The 16,611-nt window shown below is 64.8% G+C and carries 14 protein-coding genes; 8 read left to right on the top strand and 6 right to left on the bottom strand.

Going from position 1 to position 16,611, the window contains the following annotated elements; translation table 11 throughout:
* Positions 1-49 precede the first annotated feature (49 nt).
* Both CEY08_RS17935 and CEY08_RS17940 read left to right on the top strand, forming a co-directional pair.
* Positions 50-388, top strand: a complete 339-nt coding sequence (locus CEY08_RS17935) for a hypothetical protein (RefSeq protein ID WP_042793977.1) — start codon at positions 50-52, stop codon at positions 386-388.
* 66 nt (positions 389-454) lie between these two features.
* Complete coding sequence (locus tag CEY08_RS17940; RefSeq protein ID WP_063642497.1) at positions 455-886, top strand: VOC family protein; 432 nt, start codon at positions 455-457, stop codon at positions 884-886.
* 28 nt (positions 887-914) lie between these two features.
* On the opposite strand, the gene CEY08_RS17945 is transcribed toward CEY08_RS17940, so the two are convergent.
* Complete coding sequence (locus CEY08_RS17945; RefSeq protein WP_076814152.1) at positions 915-1,331, bottom strand: VOC family protein; 417 nt, start codon at positions 1,329-1,331, stop codon at positions 915-917.
* Positions 1,328-3,337 (bottom strand): MocR-like pyridoxine biosynthesis transcription factor PdxR, encoded by a 2,010-nt coding sequence (pdxR, locus tag CEY08_RS17950; protein ID WP_076814154.1) that lies wholly within the window; start codon positions 3,335-3,337, stop codon positions 1,328-1,330. Before pdxR ends, CEY08_RS17945 begins: the two co-directional genes overlap by 4 nt.
* Positions 3,338-3,425: 88 nt before the next feature.
* On the opposite strand from pdxR, the gene CEY08_RS17955 reads away from it, so the two are divergent.
* The gene (locus tag CEY08_RS17955; RefSeq protein WP_076814156.1) at positions 3,426-5,123 is read left to right on the top strand and encodes an NAD(P)H dependent flavin oxidoreductase family protein; all 1,698 of its coding nucleotides are present in this window, start codon (positions 3,426-3,428) and stop codon (positions 5,121-5,123) included.
* Positions 5,124-5,150: 27 nt separating this feature from the next.
* Here the strand turns inward: CEY08_RS17955 and CEY08_RS17960 are convergent, their stop codons facing one another.
* On the bottom strand, positions 5,151-7,064 hold the full coding sequence (locus tag CEY08_RS17960; RefSeq protein WP_170946333.1) for a B12-binding domain-containing radical SAM protein: 1,914 nt from the start codon (positions 7,062-7,064) through the stop codon (positions 5,151-5,153).
* Between the two features lie 223 nt (positions 7,065-7,287).
* Here CEY08_RS17960 and CEY08_RS17965 point away from each other — a divergent pair, with 223 nt between their 5' ends.
* Entirely contained in the window at positions 7,288-7,692 is a 405-nt protein-coding gene (locus CEY08_RS17965) for a hypothetical protein (protein WP_063642494.1), read from the top strand.
* Positions 7,693-7,708: 16 nt separating this feature from the next.
* On the opposite strand, the gene CEY08_RS17970 is transcribed toward CEY08_RS17965, so the two are convergent.
* The gene (locus CEY08_RS17970; RefSeq protein ID WP_063960850.1) at positions 7,709-8,884 is read right to left on the bottom strand and encodes a GGDEF domain-containing protein; all 1,176 of its coding nucleotides are present in this window, start codon (positions 8,882-8,884) and stop codon (positions 7,709-7,711) included.
* A gap of 241 nt (positions 8,885-9,125) precedes the next feature.
* Here CEY08_RS17970 and CEY08_RS17975 point away from each other — a divergent pair, with 241 nt between their 5' ends.
* On the top strand, positions 9,126-10,061 hold the full coding sequence (locus CEY08_RS17975) for a DNA/RNA non-specific endonuclease (protein ID WP_076814158.1): 936 nt from the start codon (positions 9,126-9,128) through the stop codon (positions 10,059-10,061).
* A 76-nt stretch (positions 10,062-10,137) separates the two neighbouring features.
* Here CEY08_RS17975 and CEY08_RS17980 read toward each other — a convergent pair whose 3' ends face one another.
* Positions 10,138-10,617, bottom strand: a complete 480-nt coding sequence (locus CEY08_RS17980) for a VOC family protein (protein WP_042793981.1) — start codon at positions 10,615-10,617, stop codon at positions 10,138-10,140.
* Positions 10,618-10,712: 95 nt separating this feature from the next.
* A complete protein-coding gene (locus CEY08_RS17985; RefSeq protein ID WP_084738562.1) occupies positions 10,713-12,737 on the bottom strand; it encodes an alkyl/aryl-sulfatase in 2,025 nt (674 codons plus the stop codon).
* Positions 12,738-13,075: 338 nt separating this feature from the next.
* Between CEY08_RS17985 and CEY08_RS17990 the strand changes: the two genes are divergently transcribed.
* Genes CEY08_RS17990 through CEY08_RS18000 form a run of 3 tightly spaced genes read left to right on the top strand, consistent with a single transcriptional unit; the run spans position 13,076 to position 16,504 of the window.
* Complete coding sequence (locus CEY08_RS17990; RefSeq protein WP_076814161.1) at positions 13,076-14,677, top strand: sensor domain-containing diguanylate cyclase; 1,602 nt, start codon at positions 13,076-13,078, stop codon at positions 14,675-14,677.
* A gap of 15 nt (positions 14,678-14,692) precedes the next feature.
* Positions 14,693-15,475, top strand: a complete 783-nt coding sequence (locus tag CEY08_RS17995; RefSeq protein WP_076814163.1) for a bestrophin-like domain — start codon at positions 14,693-14,695, stop codon at positions 15,473-15,475.
* Positions 15,476-15,532: 57 nt separating this feature from the next.
* A complete protein-coding gene (locus CEY08_RS18000) occupies positions 15,533-16,504 on the top strand; it encodes a hypothetical protein (protein WP_063642492.1) in 972 nt (323 codons plus the stop codon).
* Positions 16,505-16,611: the final 107 nt, after the last annotated feature.

The following is a 16,611-nucleotide window of genomic DNA, read 5'->3' on the forward strand; positions in this document are numbered from 1 at the left end:
AGATCGTGTTAAATGCGGTCTATTGCAACAGGATCGGAATACCCCCGGAATGCCTCACCCTCTGCTCAAACCCGTCGCCTTGGCGGCGGCCGCCTTCCTGTCGCTGGGAGCCGCAACGGCTTCGGCGCAAGCGAACCTCGAGCGGGCCACCTCCTTGGCCCAGATTCACGCAATCATGGAATATTGCGGGGTGCTCACCCCCGAGCTGCTGGACATCCTGAAGAAACGGCAGCAATCAGCCACACGCGAGTCAGGTGTGTCGTCCCTGGTGTTCGATGCGGAGTATCTGCGCGCCTACACGAAGGCGCGCACGGCCATGGCGGATTTTGGGGAAGAAGAGAAGGAACTGACCTGTCAACCCATGCGGGCCATGGCGGGACAGGATTGAGCGGGGCGCCACGCCGATGGCCTGGCCTTCCGAACTTGGCCCCTTGTTGATTACCAGGAGCGATGCATGGCGCAGAAAGAACGACACAAAGGCCGGTTGATCGATCACATCGGGCTGGTCGTGCGCGACCTGCCGGCCAGCAAGGCCTTCTACACCGCGGTGTTCAACGCCTTGAAGATCCCCATCGGCGGATCCGACGACAAGAATTTCTGGGCGGATGAGCTGTTTATCTCTGCGCCCGGCAGCGCCGAGGTACAAGGCGCGCTGACCGGCCGCGTGCACCTGGCGTTCCAGGCGGAAGACCAGGCGATGGTGAACGCCTTCTACGAAGCAGCAATGGCGCACGGCGGCCGGGACAACGGCCCGCCGGGCGAGCGCGCCGCCTACCATGCTGGGTACTACGCCGCCTTTGTGCTCGACCCGGATGGCAACAACATTGAAGCCGTCACGCGCGCGGGGGCCGAGCGCAGCGCGGCTTCGGTGCGGATCGCCTACTGACCGCGCCGCCCTCGCCCGGGGCCGGACCTCATGCGCCGCTACGCGGCGCCTGGATCATCTTCCAGCCATTGCCCGCGGGGTCGCGAAAACCGGCGTCCACGCTGCCGTAACGCTCGATGGGTTCCTGCGTGAATTCAACACCCTGGGCCCGCAGCCGAGCATAGCTTTCGCGGCAGTCCGCCACGTGCAGGACCAGGGGCGGCATGGCCCCCTTGGCTACCATGGCGCGCAGCGTTTGCGCAGTGGCCTCGTCATGGACGGGCGGCCCGGGCGCAAACAAACCCAGCTGGAACGAGGGCTGATCCGGATGCTGCACCGTCAGCCACCGATACGGCCCGTTGCGCACGTCCGTATGGACACGAAATCCGAGCTTGTCCACGTAGAATGCCAGCGCCTCGTCCTGATCCTCCACGTACACGCCCGCCACACTGATGCCTTGGTTCATAAGACCTCCTTGGTTGATGGGGGCAATTTACCGTCGGCCTCGCGGCGGCGCTTCTCCAAAACGGCGATTTTGAGATCGGGGCGCTGTGCGGCCTTCACGACGCAGGCGGGCACGCGGTCCAGCGCCTGCATGTCGGCGCGGGCCCGCGCGCGCATGGCGCTAGGGCTGAGTCCGGTAATGTCGCGAAAGACGCGACTGTAGGTGCCCAGGCTTTCCCAGCCCGTGGCATAGGCGATTTCGGTGACGCTCCGCTCCGTGTCCCGCAGCAGGGCCACGCTTTGTTCGATGCGCCGCGTCAGCAGATAGCGGTGAGGCGGAAGACCGAAGGCCCGTTTGAAGGAGTGGGCGAAATGGGCCTTGGAGATGCCGCTGACCTCGGCCAATCGCTCCACCGGCCAGGCTTCCTGCGACGCCGCGTCCATGCGGTCCTTGACACGCAGCAAGCGGCGCAGCAAGGCCGGATCCTGCGGCGGGTCCGCTCCCGGCGCCGCTTGCCGCAACAGCGGTCCCAGCTTCAGCAAGGCCGTTTCGTCTACCGCGCTAAAGCCCACCACGACGCCCGGGGGCAAGTCCACCTTGCGGCAAAACTCCGCGACCGGCTGCATGCCGACGCCCGCGCCGCGAGCCGCCGCCACGGCCTGGGCCACGTCCCAGCCGGGCGGCAACCACCACAGCAGATGAAAACCCGCGTGCTCGCCGCCGACGCGCAACTCTTCGGCGCCTACCGCCTGCCGCAACGCGCGCAGCGCAGCGTCGCGCCGCCGCGCGTACACGCCACGCGCCTTGCGCACATGGCGCGCGAAGCTGCCATCCCGCAGAAAAGCCGCCAGCGTCATCTGTTCGATGATGCTGGGCGAACGCCCTGCCCGACGGCGCGCCCGCACGAACGCCGGCGCCAATTCCTTGGGCACCACCGCGTAACCGATACGCAAGGCGTTGAACAAGGTCTTGTTGAAGCTGCCGCAGTGTATGACGCGATCGGCGCTGTCCAGGCTTTTCAAGGCAGCCAACGGCGCGCCGTCATAGCTGAACTCGCTGTCGTAGTCGTCTTCGACGATCCAGCAACCGGCCTGCGCGGCCCAGTCCAGCAATTCCAGGCGGCGCGACACCGACATGGTGGCGCCAGTGGGTGACTGATGTGCAGGAGTGACATGGACGAGTTTCACATCGCGCTGGCGCCTGGCCTGCGCCACGGGAAAGCCTTCGGCGTCGATGGCCAGCGGAACGATATGCCGGGTGTAGTGGCCGAAGATCGGCTCGGCGTTGAGGTAGCCCGGGTCCTCGATCAGCACCCTGTCCTGAGGCTGAAGCAAGAGGTGGCCGCAGAGATCCAGGCCGTCCCGGATGCCGCTCAAGACGATGACCTGGTCCGGGTCGCAACTGATGCCACGCGCCGCGCCCAGGTAGCGGGCAATCTGCTCGCGCAAAGGGCGCCAGCCTTGGGGTTCATCATTGGCAAGCTGGGCAGGCGTGACGCTTCGGGCGCTGGCGAGCAACCCTTTGCGCCAGCGCTCCATGGGAAAGAGCGCTGCGTCGGCACTGCGGGAGAAAAACAGGGAATTCTGCGGCGTGGCCGTGAAGATCGCGGCAAGATGCGGCATGGGCGGCATAGGCGGCGACGGATGGGTTGTCGGCGCGGGTCGTGGCGCGCCAGCCTCGGATGCCCCGGCGTCCTCCCCTGGCAGCCCGGCGCGAAAGAAATTGTCCGGGATCACCGCGGCCACATAGGTGCCCGAGCCGACCGTACCCGCGGTATAGCCTTCACTGCGCAGTTGGTCGTAGGCCGCCTCGACCGTGGAGCGCGCAATGTGCCAGCTTTCCGCCAGGCTCCGCGTGGACGGCAGGCGCGCGCCAGACGGCAGCGCCCCCTTCAGGATGCGTTCGCGGATCTCGCGATAGACCCAGGCCTGCTTGGATTCCCCGCGCCGCGGCGCATCCATGGGCAGGTCCAGGCTGGCTTCCTGGCGCCTGGGGCTGGCGTTTTTCGCGGAAAGTGGCTTGCTCATATTGACAGAAATGGCTCTATTTCACATAGCCATTCTATCGGTAGATTGACTCCCTGTGCCCCACCGGGGCTTCCTCCTGGAACTCGATATGGATACCACCCGGCCCGCGCCCCGCCACACCATTACCCTGGATACCGGTCCCTTTGTGACCGATGGCACCACCTCGATCCTCGAGGCGGCGCTGGCCCAGGGCATACCGGTGCCGTTTTCCTGTCAGCGCGGAGCCTGCGGCTCCTGCCGCGCCAAGGTCGTCGAGGGCTGCTTCGAGCGCATCGCACCGCCGACGGACGGCAGTTATCAGGCGGCCGCCGACGAATTGCTGATGTGCCAGTGCCGCGCGGCCAGCGACCTGACGCTGCGGTTTCCCCATTGGCGCGCTCCGGCGCAAGCCCGGCCTCCGCGCCGAGCCAACGTCGTGTCGCGCTTGCCACTGGCGCCTGACGTTACCCAGCTCATCGTCGAACTGCAGGACGGGGAAGACTACGACTATCTGCCCGGCCAGCATGCCCAGCTGATTCTGGAAGGCGGCGCCCGCCGCAACTTCTCGATTGCGAACGCACCCGCGGCCGCAGGCCCCGCACGGCTGGAATTCCACATCCGCCACATGCCGGGCGGCGCCTTCACTAGCGGCATCTTGCCCGCGCTCCAGTCCGGCGACCCGTTGACTTTGGATGCCGCCCGGGGAGATTGCACCTGGCGCGGGGATGAACTGCAGGACACCGATCACCTGGTGCTGCTGGCCACTGGCACCGGCTACGCGGGCGTGGCGCCCATACTCATGGCCGCGCTGCACAGCCGAGCGCTGAAAACGGTAACGCTTTACTGGGGCGGCCGGACGCCGGACGACCACTACGCCAGCCAGATGCTGGACGCCTTGCAGGGCAAGGGCGACGGCTTCCAGTGGCATGCCGTGCTATCTGCCGGCGAGTCCGCCAGGAAACGCGTGCAGGATGCGGCCGCCGAAGCCGGGCATGACTGGTCCCGCAGCCTGGTCTACGCCTGCGGCAACCCGGCGATGGTAAGCGCAGCTCGCGAACGGCTGCTTGCGGCCGGCCTGCCCGCATATCGGTATCGGGCCGAAGCCTTCCACCCCGCGGCCAGCGGTCCGGCAGGCGCTGCGCCGCAGCGCCCGGCCCATCCCTGGGAACGCATCAGCCCGCGCTATACGCTGGCCGGCATCCTGGACGCGCGGCAGCGCTCCATGAGGGCGGTAGAGGAAATCGCCGGGCTGATACGTCCGGGCATGACAACGCGCGAGGCCATCGCAGTCGCGGACGAGCACCTGCGCCGGATGGGCGCATCCCACAATTGGCATCCGACCTACGTGCGCTTCGGCCCGGACACCCAGTCCCCTCCGATCCAGCGCACCGACTATGACCGCAAGCTGCAAGAGCAAGACCTCTTCGTGCTGGACATAGGCCCGGTTTGGGACGGCTACGAGGGCGATTATGGCGACACCTTCGTACTCGGCGCCGACGAAGACCGCCGCCGTTGCGCCGAGGCCGCCCGCGGCGTTTTCAAGCGCACCCGCCAGGCATGGCTGGAAGGCTTGACCGGCACGGCCCTGTACGACCGCGCCACCGAGTATGCCCGCGAGCATGGATGCGAACTGGTGCGGGAAATTCCCGGTCACCGGGTCTCGGATTTTCCCCATGCGCTGTATGGCAGGCATGTGCTCGCCCAGGCCGACTTCGTGCCCGCCGACGGCATCTGGGTACTGGAGATCCAGGTGCGCGACGCGCGGCGGCCCCTGGGCGCGTTCTACGAGGACGTGCTGCTGCGCTGACGGGACCGCGGTCGCCGGGCGGCCGCCCTACCCTCGCTGGCTCAACGCCCGGCTGATCCGGTTCTTTGCCACGGTGGTCTTCGGCACCTTGAACGGGAACCACGTGCGCACGTCCTCGTCCAGCCCGATGCCGTGCATGAAGTTGTAGATGGCCTTTTTCAGCGCGCGGCCGAGCGCGTCATGGTCCACCCCGGTGGGGTCATCGAAGCCGACGTCGTTCTTGGCGAAGGTAATCGGGGGCAAGGGACGCAGGGTCACACCGTATTCTTCCGGGTTCTGTCCCACGGGCGAATGCACCGTACAGGCGAAGCGGTGAAAGAAGCCGCTCTGGATGCAGTCATTAGCGAACAACTGGCGCACGTACTCCAGCGCGTCCACGGTGTCCTGCACCGTCTGCGTGGGGAAGCCATACATCAGGTAGGCGTGCACCAGGATGCCGGCGTCCGTGAAGGCTCGCGTGACGCGAGCCACCTGGTCCACCGACACGCCCTTCTTCATCAGATTCAGCAGACGGTCCGATGCGACCTCCAGGCCGCCGGATACGGCAATGCAACCGCTGTCTGCCAGCAGTTCACAGAGCTCGGGGCTGAAGGTCTTTTCAAACCGGATATTGCCCCACCAGGAGATGCCGGTATTGCGTGCGATCAGCTCGGTCGCCAAGGCCTTGAGCGATTTGGGCGGCGCGGCCTCGTCGACGAAGTGGAATCCGGTCTGGCCGGTTTCGCGCACGATGGCCTCGATGCGGTCGGCCAGCACGGCAGCGGACGCGCCCTCGTAGCGGCCAATGTAGTCCAGGCTGACGTCGCAGAAGCTGCATTTCTTCCAATAGCAGCCATGCGCCACGGTCAGCTTGTTCCAGCGCCCGTCGCTCCAGAGCCGGTTCATGGGATTCAGCATGTCCAGCAGCGACAGATAGCGGTCCAGCGGCAGGCCATCCCAGGTCGGCGTGCCCACTTCCGCGAAGGCGATGTCGGGCTCCACCATATTCACGTAGCGCACCGCGCCCGTGTCCGCATCGCGCAGGAACGTGCGCACCAGGCGTTGGCGCGAGCGCTTGCCCTGCACGTGTTCGAGCAGCGACAGCAAGGGACGTTCGCCCGCGTCCAGCGTGACATAGTCGAAGTAGTCGAAGACGCGCGGGTCTTTCAGTTCGCGCAGTTCGGTGTTGACAAAGCCCCCGCCCAGCACGGTGACGATTCCGGGATCGTGCGCCTTGATGGTCTGCGCGATGCGGAAGGCCGCGTAAACCGCGCCGGGGAACGGCACGGACAGCAGGACCACCGTGGGCGCATGGCGCGCCAGCGCTTCCGAGGTCAGGTTGCGCAGCACGTCGTCCACCAGCGTCGGCGGCGCCGCCAGCGCCTGCGCCAGCGGGTCGAACGTGGGTTGGCTGCCAGCCAGCGACTCGGCATAGCGCACGAACTCGAACCGCGAATCCACGGCGTCCCGCAGCACGTCGGCCAAATCGTTCAAATACAGGGTCGCCAGGTGCTTGGCCCGGTCGTGCAGGCCCAGGGCTCCGAACGCCCAGCCCAGCGGATCGCCGCCCTCCTCGTCCAGATAGACGTCCAGCGAGCTGAAACGCGGTCCTTCGGGCAGGAAATTACGCCCGACGATGCGGTGCGCCAGCGTGGAGTCCCGGCCTTGCAGAAAGGCGATCACGGGGTCTATGGTCGCCAGGTAGCGCGCCTCCTGTTCCGCAAAGGCCTGCACGGCGGGCGTGCGCTTGTTGGCCGGCAATGCGGCCACGCGCTGCGCCACGGCGCGCAAGCCGTCGGCCGACAACAGACGCAGTACCAGGGCCAGCGCCAGGTCTTCCTGAAACGAAGTGACCTCGCGCGACCGCAGAAAACCGGTCAGGTAGGCGGTGGACGGATAGGGGGTATTGAGCTGCGTCATCGGCGGGATGACGGACAGCACGCGTAAAGGCAAAGAGGACATGAAGCACGGCAAGACTGCCGTCGAAACGGGGATCGGGGCCATTATAGGCAGCGCAGCGGTCTGCGGCCGGTGATAGCCGGGCAACTGTTGGCTCGTCGTGGCGGTTCCGCCTTCGACGCCGGTGCACGCAAAATATCTCTTCGGCAAGCAAACCGTAATCCGACACCGTTATTAGCAGTATCCTCGAATTCCGCCACAGTCCATCCAGCCTGGCGTCATTTCCATGCGCAATCGCCCAGACCCATTCGCCCCGCCCCCGAAGCAACGGGCCGTCCGACTCAATTCGCTGCTCTGGATCCTTGAGCCGCTGGAGCGCGATAGCGCCTACCTGCGCCGCAAAATGTTCGGCTGCGATGCGGCGTACCTGGACGGCCTGCTGTATCTGGTGGCGGCCGACCGGGAGGATCCATGGAGCGGGCTGCTGATCTGCACATCCCGAGAACGCCAGGCGGCGCTGATGGGGGAGTTCCCGGCCCTGCAGCCGCATCCGGTGCTGGGAAAATGGCTATACCTGCCCCAGACCGACGAGGACTTCGAGACGATAGCCACGCGGATGGCGCAGCTTGCACTGGCGCGCGATCCGCGCATGGGCGTGGCACCCAGCCCGCGCTCGCGGCGGCGGACCTGAGCCGCGCGGCTTGCAGTCAGGCGCTCACCGCGCTCGCGGCAGCGCGAGCCAGCTCCACCCGGTTCCCGCCTAGCGCCTTGGCCTGGTACAAGGCCCGGTCGGCGGCGGCCAGCGCATCGGCCAGGGGCGGAACCCTGTCTTCGAATTGCGCCAGCCCGACGCTGACCGTGGCCGGTATGCCCAGGCTGTCGTCCCGGCCCGAGACCGTCACGGCAAAGTGTTGAGCCACGGCGGCGCCCAGCACGGTGGCGCGCCGCGCGTCGGGCCCTGACAACAGCGCAGCGAACTCTTCACCCCCGAGGCGGGCGAGCAACGCGTCCGCGCCCAACACGCTGCGCGCGGAATCCGCAAAGAACTTCAGCACCTGGTCGCCGGCATGGTGGCCATGCCTGTCGTTGATGGCCTTGAACTGGTCCAGGTCGAAGGCCAGCACGGCAATGGGACCACGCCCGGCCCCGCTGTCGATAATGCGGGCGCCCTGTTCGAAAAACCAGCGGCGGTTGCCCAGGCGGGTCAGGTAATCCGTCTGCGACTCCCGCAGCAACTCTCCGTGCGTTTCCTCGCGAATCAGCTTGAGCAGCGTCATCGGCAGCACGATCGAATACAGCACGCCTTCATACATGGTCAGCGTGCTGGCGGCTAGATGTATCCCGGGGCCGTGCTCGGCCACCCACCACGGCAGGATGAAGGCGCGGGCGGCGTAGACGAGCGCATGCAGGCTGGCCGCCGCAGTGGCGATGCGTAGCGGTGTCAGCAACTTCAGCGGCTGGCAGCGCATCAGTTCCCAGGCGGTCATTCCGCTGACCAGCGCAATGGGAAACGCGCTGACGTACTTCCAGACCAGGTCCTCGCGCTGATCGCCGGCCACCAGCCAGATCAAGGCCATCACGATCAACAACCCGATGGAAGCAGCGCGGTAACGCCTGCCGCTCAACGATGCCGCGCCGTTCATGATCAGGAGATAGCCGCTGAGCACGATGAGGTTGGCAACGGCCGATCCCAGCGGACTGGGCAGCTTGCCGCGGAACAGTGCAACCAGGCATCCCAGCGCAAGCGTGGCAAAACCCGCCGCGAGGATACGCAAGGATCCGCTGCGATTGGGGTGAGTCCGATGCTCCCAGAACGTCAGGCCAGCACTGGCGAGCAGCGTTCCGATGATGATGAAGTAAAGGGTGAGGAGATCGACGTACATCTTGGACGCGGGGAGATGGCCTCGCGGCATCGCGGCGGCCAGCAAGAATTCTACGTGGGAATTGCGCTGCAGAAACATAGCGTAACCCCTGTCACAACTCAGTTGCGCGTCACGCAACAGCGGCCCGCGTCGCCGTCTCGCAAAACGAAAAAATCCCACCCAGTGACAAATTTGCCACTCATCTACAATCCGTGGCGGCGCCGGTTGCCAACCGCAATCGGGCAGTAGCTCACAGGTAGTAATGACGCGCGCGAAGACCTCCGCTCCCAAGAAAAGAAGTTCCCCCAGCAGATCCAAGGCCCGCGCCGGTTCCCGAGCCAGCGGCCGTTTCCCCCGATTCCTGAAGGCGTTGCTGTTCTCGTCCCTGGCGAGTTTCGGCGCCGCCACCTATATGCTGAATCCGCAGTGGCGGATTCCGGCCCCCGTACAGGAAGTCATATCGCGCCTGGGGTGGCCTCAAGAACGCGGGCATGCGCCGCCCGTGGCCATACCGACCGCAGCGCGGACAGGGGCGCCAGTTCAAACAATGTTTGCGGAATGCCGGCAGTTCTTTCCGCACTCGCGCCCGCCCGAAGTGCCGGGCGGCCAGAAGCTGCGCGAGGTCTGTTTTTCCGCCTTCGCCATCCTACACGACGGCCAGACCAAGACGCCGGTGTTCGTCGCCGAGCGCCTGAACCGCCAGATGCTGACGCAGGCCCAGGGAATGCGCCGCACCGACAAGTTCTACGCCGAAGCGCGGCTGCCGCGCGCCGAGCGCGCCGAATTGGACGACTATCGCGGCTCGGGATATTCCCGCGGACACATGGCGCCGGCAGGCGACATGTCCACGCCGGAAGCCATGGCGCAGAGCTTTTCGCTGGCCAATATGGTGCCCCAGGACCAGACGCATAACGGCGGCGCCTGGAGCAGTATCGAACAGGACACGCGCAAGTACGTGATGCGCGCGGCGGGCGACGTCTATGTCTTCACCGGGCCCATCTACGCCGACAAGCCCAAAACCATAGGCTCAGGCGTTGCCGTGCCCACCTATATCTACAAGGTGGTCTACGACGCCACCACGGGCCGCTCGTGGGTGCATTGGCAGGCAAACGCCGCCAGCACCAAGGCCGGACCGCCCATCAGCTACGAGGAATTCGTGAAGCGCACGGGGATCCGGGTATTGCCGGCCGGAGGCTGAGGCCCCATCGGCTCGGGTAACTCCACCTCGCGGCGGTCCGCTCTCGGACAGCCGCCGCAGGAAACGCTTTAAGGCGCTATCCGCGGCGTGCCGCCTCGATGGTGGCGATATCGATCTTGGCCATGGTCATCATGGCGTCGAATGCGCGCTTGGCGGCGGCGGGGTCGGGATCCGAAATAGCCTCGATCAACACCCGCGGCGTGATCTGCCAGGACAGGCCCCATTTGTCCTTGCACCAGCCGCATTCGCTCGCCTGGCCGCCATTACCGATGATGGCATCCCACAGGCGGTCGGTTTCGGCCTGGTCCTCGGTGGAAATCTGGAACGAGAAGGCTTCGGTATGCTTGAACGCCGGGCCGCCATTCAGGCCGACGCAGGGTATGCCCGCCACCGTGAATTCGACAGTCAGCACATCGCCTTGCTTGCCCGAGGGGTAGTCCCCCGGCGCGCGCAGGACCTTGCGCACGGCGCTGTCCGGAAAGGTCTTTGCATAGAACTGCGCGGCTTCCAGGGCGTCCTGGTCATACCAGATACAGACAGTGTTTTTGCTAACCATGTTCAGTCTCCTGCCAACGGTCCCATGTGCGGCTGGCGCGCGGGACCGTCGGCTCTTGCGGCCAAAAGCCAGGATCAGCCTCTGGCGTTAAACGCCTACGGCGTAACAATGTTGAACCAGAACGGGAAGTCGTCCAGCGCGCCGAACACTTCGGCAAGCTTGGTCTGATCGCCCGTGACCTTGACGTCTCCCTTGTCCATGGCGTCCTTCAGCGTGGTCTGCTTCAGCATGATGTTGTTGAGCGTTTCCCGCGTCAGGGACACGCTGGCGCTAGGCTCCTTGGCCTGCTTGCCCTCGGAGTGGTTAAGCACGCTATTGGCCATCTCCAGCATGTACTTCTGCTTCGTGTCGGTGAAATCGACATTCAACACGACGTGCTTGCCCTCGGTCTTTTCGCGGTTCAGGCGCACCGCGAAATAGTCGAACAGCATGTCCAGCGTCATGGCGCGCACCGTGTCGGGGCTGGCCGTGTCCGGCACCGGCAGTTTCTGCACGCCTTCACGCAGCTCCTTGGCGCCGGTCAGGTAGAAGTTGCGCCACGGGCCGCTTTCCGCCTGGTAGCCCAACTGTTCCAGCGCATCGGCCTGCAGGTCTCGGGCCGCCTGGTTTTTCGGATCCGCGAACACCGCGTAATTGACCACCTCGGCCACCCAGCGGTAATCCCCCTTGGCGTAATACTCGCGCGCCTTCTTCACCACCTCGTCCACGCCGCCCATCATGTCGACGTAGCGCTTCGCGCCCTCCTCGATGGGCAAGGTGTGCAGCGTGGCGGGGTTGCCATTGAACCACCCCAGGTACAGCACATAAGTGGCGCGGACGTTGTGATTGACGGAACCGTAATACCCTCGGTTGGAGAACTTGGTGGCGATCGACTTGGGCAACTTGACCTGTTCGGCGATCTCTTCCTTGTTGTAGCCCATGTTGGCCAGTCGCAGGGTCTCGTCGTTGATGTAGCGGTACATGTCGCGCTGCAGGCTCAGCTGCTCGCGCACTTCCTTGTTGTTCCAGACCGGCCAGTGATGCATGGCGTACATCACTTCGACGTCGTCGCCCCACAGGTTCAGGGCCTCGTTCAGGTACTTTGACCAGGCCAGCGGGTCGCGGATCTTGGCGCCGCGCAACGAATAGGTATTGTGCAAGGTGTGCGTGGAGTCCTCGGCCGTATTGAGGGCCTTTTTCTCGCGGATGTAGTACAGCATCTCGGCTGGCGCCTCGCTGCCGGGCGCATACAGGAATTCATAGGTCAAGCCGTCGATCGTGCGCTTTTCGCCCGTCTTTTCGATGATGTCGGTGGGCGGTATCAGGGTGACCGTTCCGGCAGAGGTCGTCGTGCCCAGCCCCGCGCCCACCTGGCCTGTCGCGCTGGGCGGCAACAGGTTGCCGTACATGTAGCTGGCGCGGCGGCTCATGGCAGTGCCGGCCATCACGTTCTCGGCCACGGCGTGCTCCAGGAATCCGAGCGGCGCGTAAATCTTCACCTTGCCGGCCTTCACGTCGGCTTCATCGACCACGCCGCGCACCCCGCCGTAGTGGTCCACGTGGCTGTGGGTGTAGATGACGGCCACAACCGGCTTCTTGGGGCGGTGCTGATAATAGAGATCCAACGCGGCCTTGGCCGTTTCGGTGGAAATCAGCGGGTCCATGATCGTCAGGCCTTCCTTGCCTTCGACGATGGTCATGTTCGACAGGTCCAGATTGCGCACCTGGTATATCCCGTCGGCCACCAGGAAGAGGCCCGAGATATTGATCAGCTGCGCCTGCCGCCACAGGCTGGGATTCACGGTGTCCGGAGCCTCGGAACCTTCCTTGATAAAGCCGTACTTGTCCGAGTCCCATACCGGATTGCCCTGGGCGCCCTTGATCATGCCGCCCGGTAGCGGCGCGATGAATCCCTTGTGCGCCAATTCGAAGGCGGTCTTATCCGAAAACGGCAATTCTTTCAGCAGGGCCGCATTGGCTGCCTTGGTCGACGCTTCCGCCGGCTTGGGCGCTTCGGCCGACCACGCCGGAGCCGCAAGCGCAATGGCCAGCGCGGTCAACGTCAGGGGTGCCGACACGCGGCGCCTGAGCGCCAGGCCCGGTTGTGAACGGAAGGCAGTCACGCGGCGTATCAGCTTCATAATCACTTTCTCCAGACGGGGAACGGGACGAATCGCGCCAAATGGCGGTCCGGTGAACGACGAAGTCAGGCGAATGCAGAGAGCATGATCACACGTATGAAAACCGGCAGTGCGTGACAACCGAAGCGGCGTAGGTAATAAGAAATTACCGGCGTGAACGGCATCACGCAGCGCTATGTTGGATTTACCGCACAAAGCCTACACATTTTTCTCCGTAAATCAATGGTGAGTTGCAATTACTCGCGCTTGGTATTGCGGCGCAGTGCCAGCCCATTTATTGTTGTCACTCTCAACGCGGTCGATACATCACCACGCATGTGATATTGCATGGAGTTTCGATGAGCCCTCGGTCTGGCCTCGCAGGCAGGCGCAAGCATAAGGTTGGACTGCATGCGGTCCTGGTCGCCTTGGCCGTGCTGAGCGTCGCCGTCGGCTTTTCCAACGCCATGTACTCCAGCTACCAGGTACAAAAGGCGCAGATAATCAAAAACTCGCTGGCCGCCAATCAGGCACGAGCGGAAAAGATCGCCGAGGTTGTCGACGTTTATGTTGCTGCGCTGCATCGCCAGGCCGGCAATAGCGCGCGCCAACTTCCCGCCCTCCTGCACAATCCGGCGGCGCTGCAGGCCGAATTGCAGCGCCTGGCCGGCCAGATCGACTCGGTATACGCCGTGCTGCTTGCAGACACCGCTGGCGGTATCACGGCTGCGACGCCTAGCGGCCAGGCCGCAGGCACTCGCATCGCGCGCCTTGCCGACCTGGGATTGACCGCGCCCGCTCCAGGCCATTGGGTCGCCACGCTTGCCGGGTCGAACGCCACCGTGCTCACCACGGTAGAGCCGGTGAACGACACCGCCGGCAAACCCTTGGCCTATCTGGCCCTGGTCATCAAACTGGGTGAAGACAGCGGCATGGACCGCGTCATCGGCAACCGCGACGATATCGCCGGCATGTCGGTGTTCCTTATCGGAAAAGCCGGCCAGGTGCTGTACCGCAAGCATGCGGGTCCGGAAGCGCTAGACCTGGCGAGCATTGAACCCACCCGGCGCGGTGGCTCCGCCCTGCTCTCGAATGCGGAAGGCAAGGAGATACTGACCGGCTATGCGCCCCTTCCCAAAGGCAATTGGGCGGTGGTGGCGCAGCGCTCTCTGGATCAGGTGCTGTCGCCGCTGCGGGAATTGCTCGGGGAGGCGTTGCGCTCCGCCATCCCGGCCATCATCCTGACGCTGCTGTTGGTATGCGGGCTGGCCTATGCCATCGCGTCACCCTTGTCGCGACTGACGCGCGCCATGCGAGCGGGGAAACCCGCCAATGCGGATCTTGGGCGGATCAACACTTGGTACGTCGAGGCCGATACCTTGCGCGAGGCCGTCCAGTCGACCTTGGACCAGCATCAGGACGAAGTGGGACGGCTGAACACCCAGGCGCAGACGGATCCCATGACCGGCCTCCTGAACCGCCGGGCCATGACCGACGTGCTGGGCGCCTACGCCGCTGACGGCGCGCCCGTCGCGATCATCGCCATGGACCTGGATCACTTCAAGCGCATCAACGACACCTTCGGCCATCTGACCGGCGACAAAGTGCTGATGGCGCTTGCGGAGGTTATCCGTGGCGGCTTGCGCGACCAGGACCGCGCCTTCAGGGTAGGCGGCGAAGAATTCATCGCCTTGTTGCCCACCGCCTCCGCCACGCAGGCTTGCGAGGTGGCCGAACGCCTGCGCGCCGCCGTGGCCCAGCGCATCATGCCGGACAGCGTAGGCCGCGTCACGGTGTCGATCGGCGTCGCCCTGTGGCCGCAGGACGGCGCATCGGCCTCCGACGTGATCCGGCGGGCGGACGAGGCGCTGTATGAATCCAAGCAGGCGGGACGCGACCGCGTCACGCTGTGGCGCGACATGGCCTCGACTGCGACGGCCCACCCGACCAACCGTAAGTGAACGCATGGTGACCTGATGAACTATTCCCTTCTGCTGGCGGGTTTGGCGGTCTTGTTCTTTGCGCTGTTGCTGCTTGCGATAAGAATCGGCAAGCGGCTGGGCCACGGGTCGGACGACAAGAGCGGCGCCGGCGCGGCCGCCATCGAGGCGTCGGTATTTGCGTTGCTGGGATTGCTGGTGGCCTTCACGTTTTCGGGCGCGGCCCAGCGCATGGCCGAACGGCGCAACCTGCTGGTTCAGGAGGTCAACTCCATCGGCACGGCCTGGCTGCGTATCGACTTGCTCAATGCCGCCGACCAGCCCAGGCTGCGCGACCAATTCAGGCGCTATGTAGACGGACGCATCGAGTACTACAGCCATGTTTCCGATCTGGGCCAGCGCGACGCCATCGCGGCCAAGGTGGGCGCGCTGCAGAACGAAATCTGGGCCACGTCGATGAAAGCGGTCCGCAATACCGAGCCTCCCTTCGCTGCGTCATACGTAAACGCGGTCAATGACATGTTCGACGTGTCGACGGCCCAGACCGTGGCGCAGAAGGTCCATCCGCCCCTCGCGACCTACGTCTTCCTGGTCTTTCTCGCCCTGGTGTGCGCCTGCTTGATAGGCTCGAAACTTGCGCTGTCCCAACGCGACAGCCTCCTGCACCAGCTGGTGTACGCGGTGGTGATGACGGCAGCGATATACATCATCGTGGATTTCGAGTTTCCCCGAATAGGCACCATCCGGATCGACCAGAGCGACGCGCTTCTGGCCGCCCAGCGCCAAGCCATGATTGACCCGCCTGTCACGGCCAAGTAGATTCCCTTACGTCGTAAGGCTGGCTGCAGTTGGACACGCGTTCTTTCCGGAGATGACATGCCCTTGCCCGTGCGTATGGCAAAACGACGTTCCCACTGGCTGCTTGCGCTGCTGGCCTGCGGCGCATCCTCCATGGCCGTGGCGCAACAGGGGCTGCGGCTGAGCCAGGACGACCTGCAAAAGCGCGCCAACGGGGTGCTTGCCATCATGTCGTTCTCCATCGTGCCGGACATCACCACAAGTTCCCTGAACATCGGTGGTGGCAGCGGATCGGTCTCCGGGTCCACCGAGTTCGCCATGACGCAGCTGGGAGGCGGCGACACGATCTCCAAGTCGGTTCCCATATACCTCGAGGGCGTGCTGGCGGCGAGCCGCTACGATCCGACTTTTATCGCCACCCAAGGCGCGGAGACTCGCAGCATCCCCACCAAGTGGAACAGCTTTTCAGCCACCGGAGGCATCGGCTGGGACTTCAAGCTGACCGACGAATTGAAGCTGCGCCCCATCTTCAATTTCGCGCTGGGCAATGTCACCAGCGACTTGCGCGCCGCCAGCTGGTATGTGGGGCGCCAGACCGGCAAGGACATCAGCTTCCTGGACCGCGGATCGCTCAATGCGTATGGCTTGGGCGGCTCGCTGATGCTGGACTATGAGCATTACCGCCCCGGCTATGAAGTCGACGTTGAACTGCGCTATTCCGACATGCGCCTGCAAAGTTTCGACAGCTCGGCGGCCGTAGAAGGCCATGCCACGGCGCAGTCGGCCAATCTGTGGGCGCGCTACCGGGCCCCCACGGGATTCATGATGCTGCAGCGGCCGCTGCGCTATGTGCTGGAGCTGACGCACTCGGAGTTCCTGGGCGATCAGCGCGGCATTCTCGGATTCGACCGGCTGACTTCCGTGGGCGCAGGCCTGGAGCTGGATTCCAGCGCCTACGACGTCATCATTACCCGCACCCGGCTGGTAGGCCGCTATGTGTTCGGGACCAATGTGTCGGGCTTCTCCGTCGGCCTGGCAGTGAGCTTCTGAAGCAGCCCCCCGGCGGAATTGCGCCGCATTTGTTACTCCCCCTCGCGGGTCTGGCGATGCCAGACTGGTTCCTGGCCGCCGAGCAGCCACTGCGCGCAGTCCCTTGC

Origin of the sequence: Achromobacter insolitus (genome assembly GCF_002209555.1) — a bacterium.
GTDB classification, from domain to species: Bacteria; Pseudomonadota; Gammaproteobacteria; order Burkholderiales; family Burkholderiaceae_B; genus Achromobacter; species Achromobacter insolitus.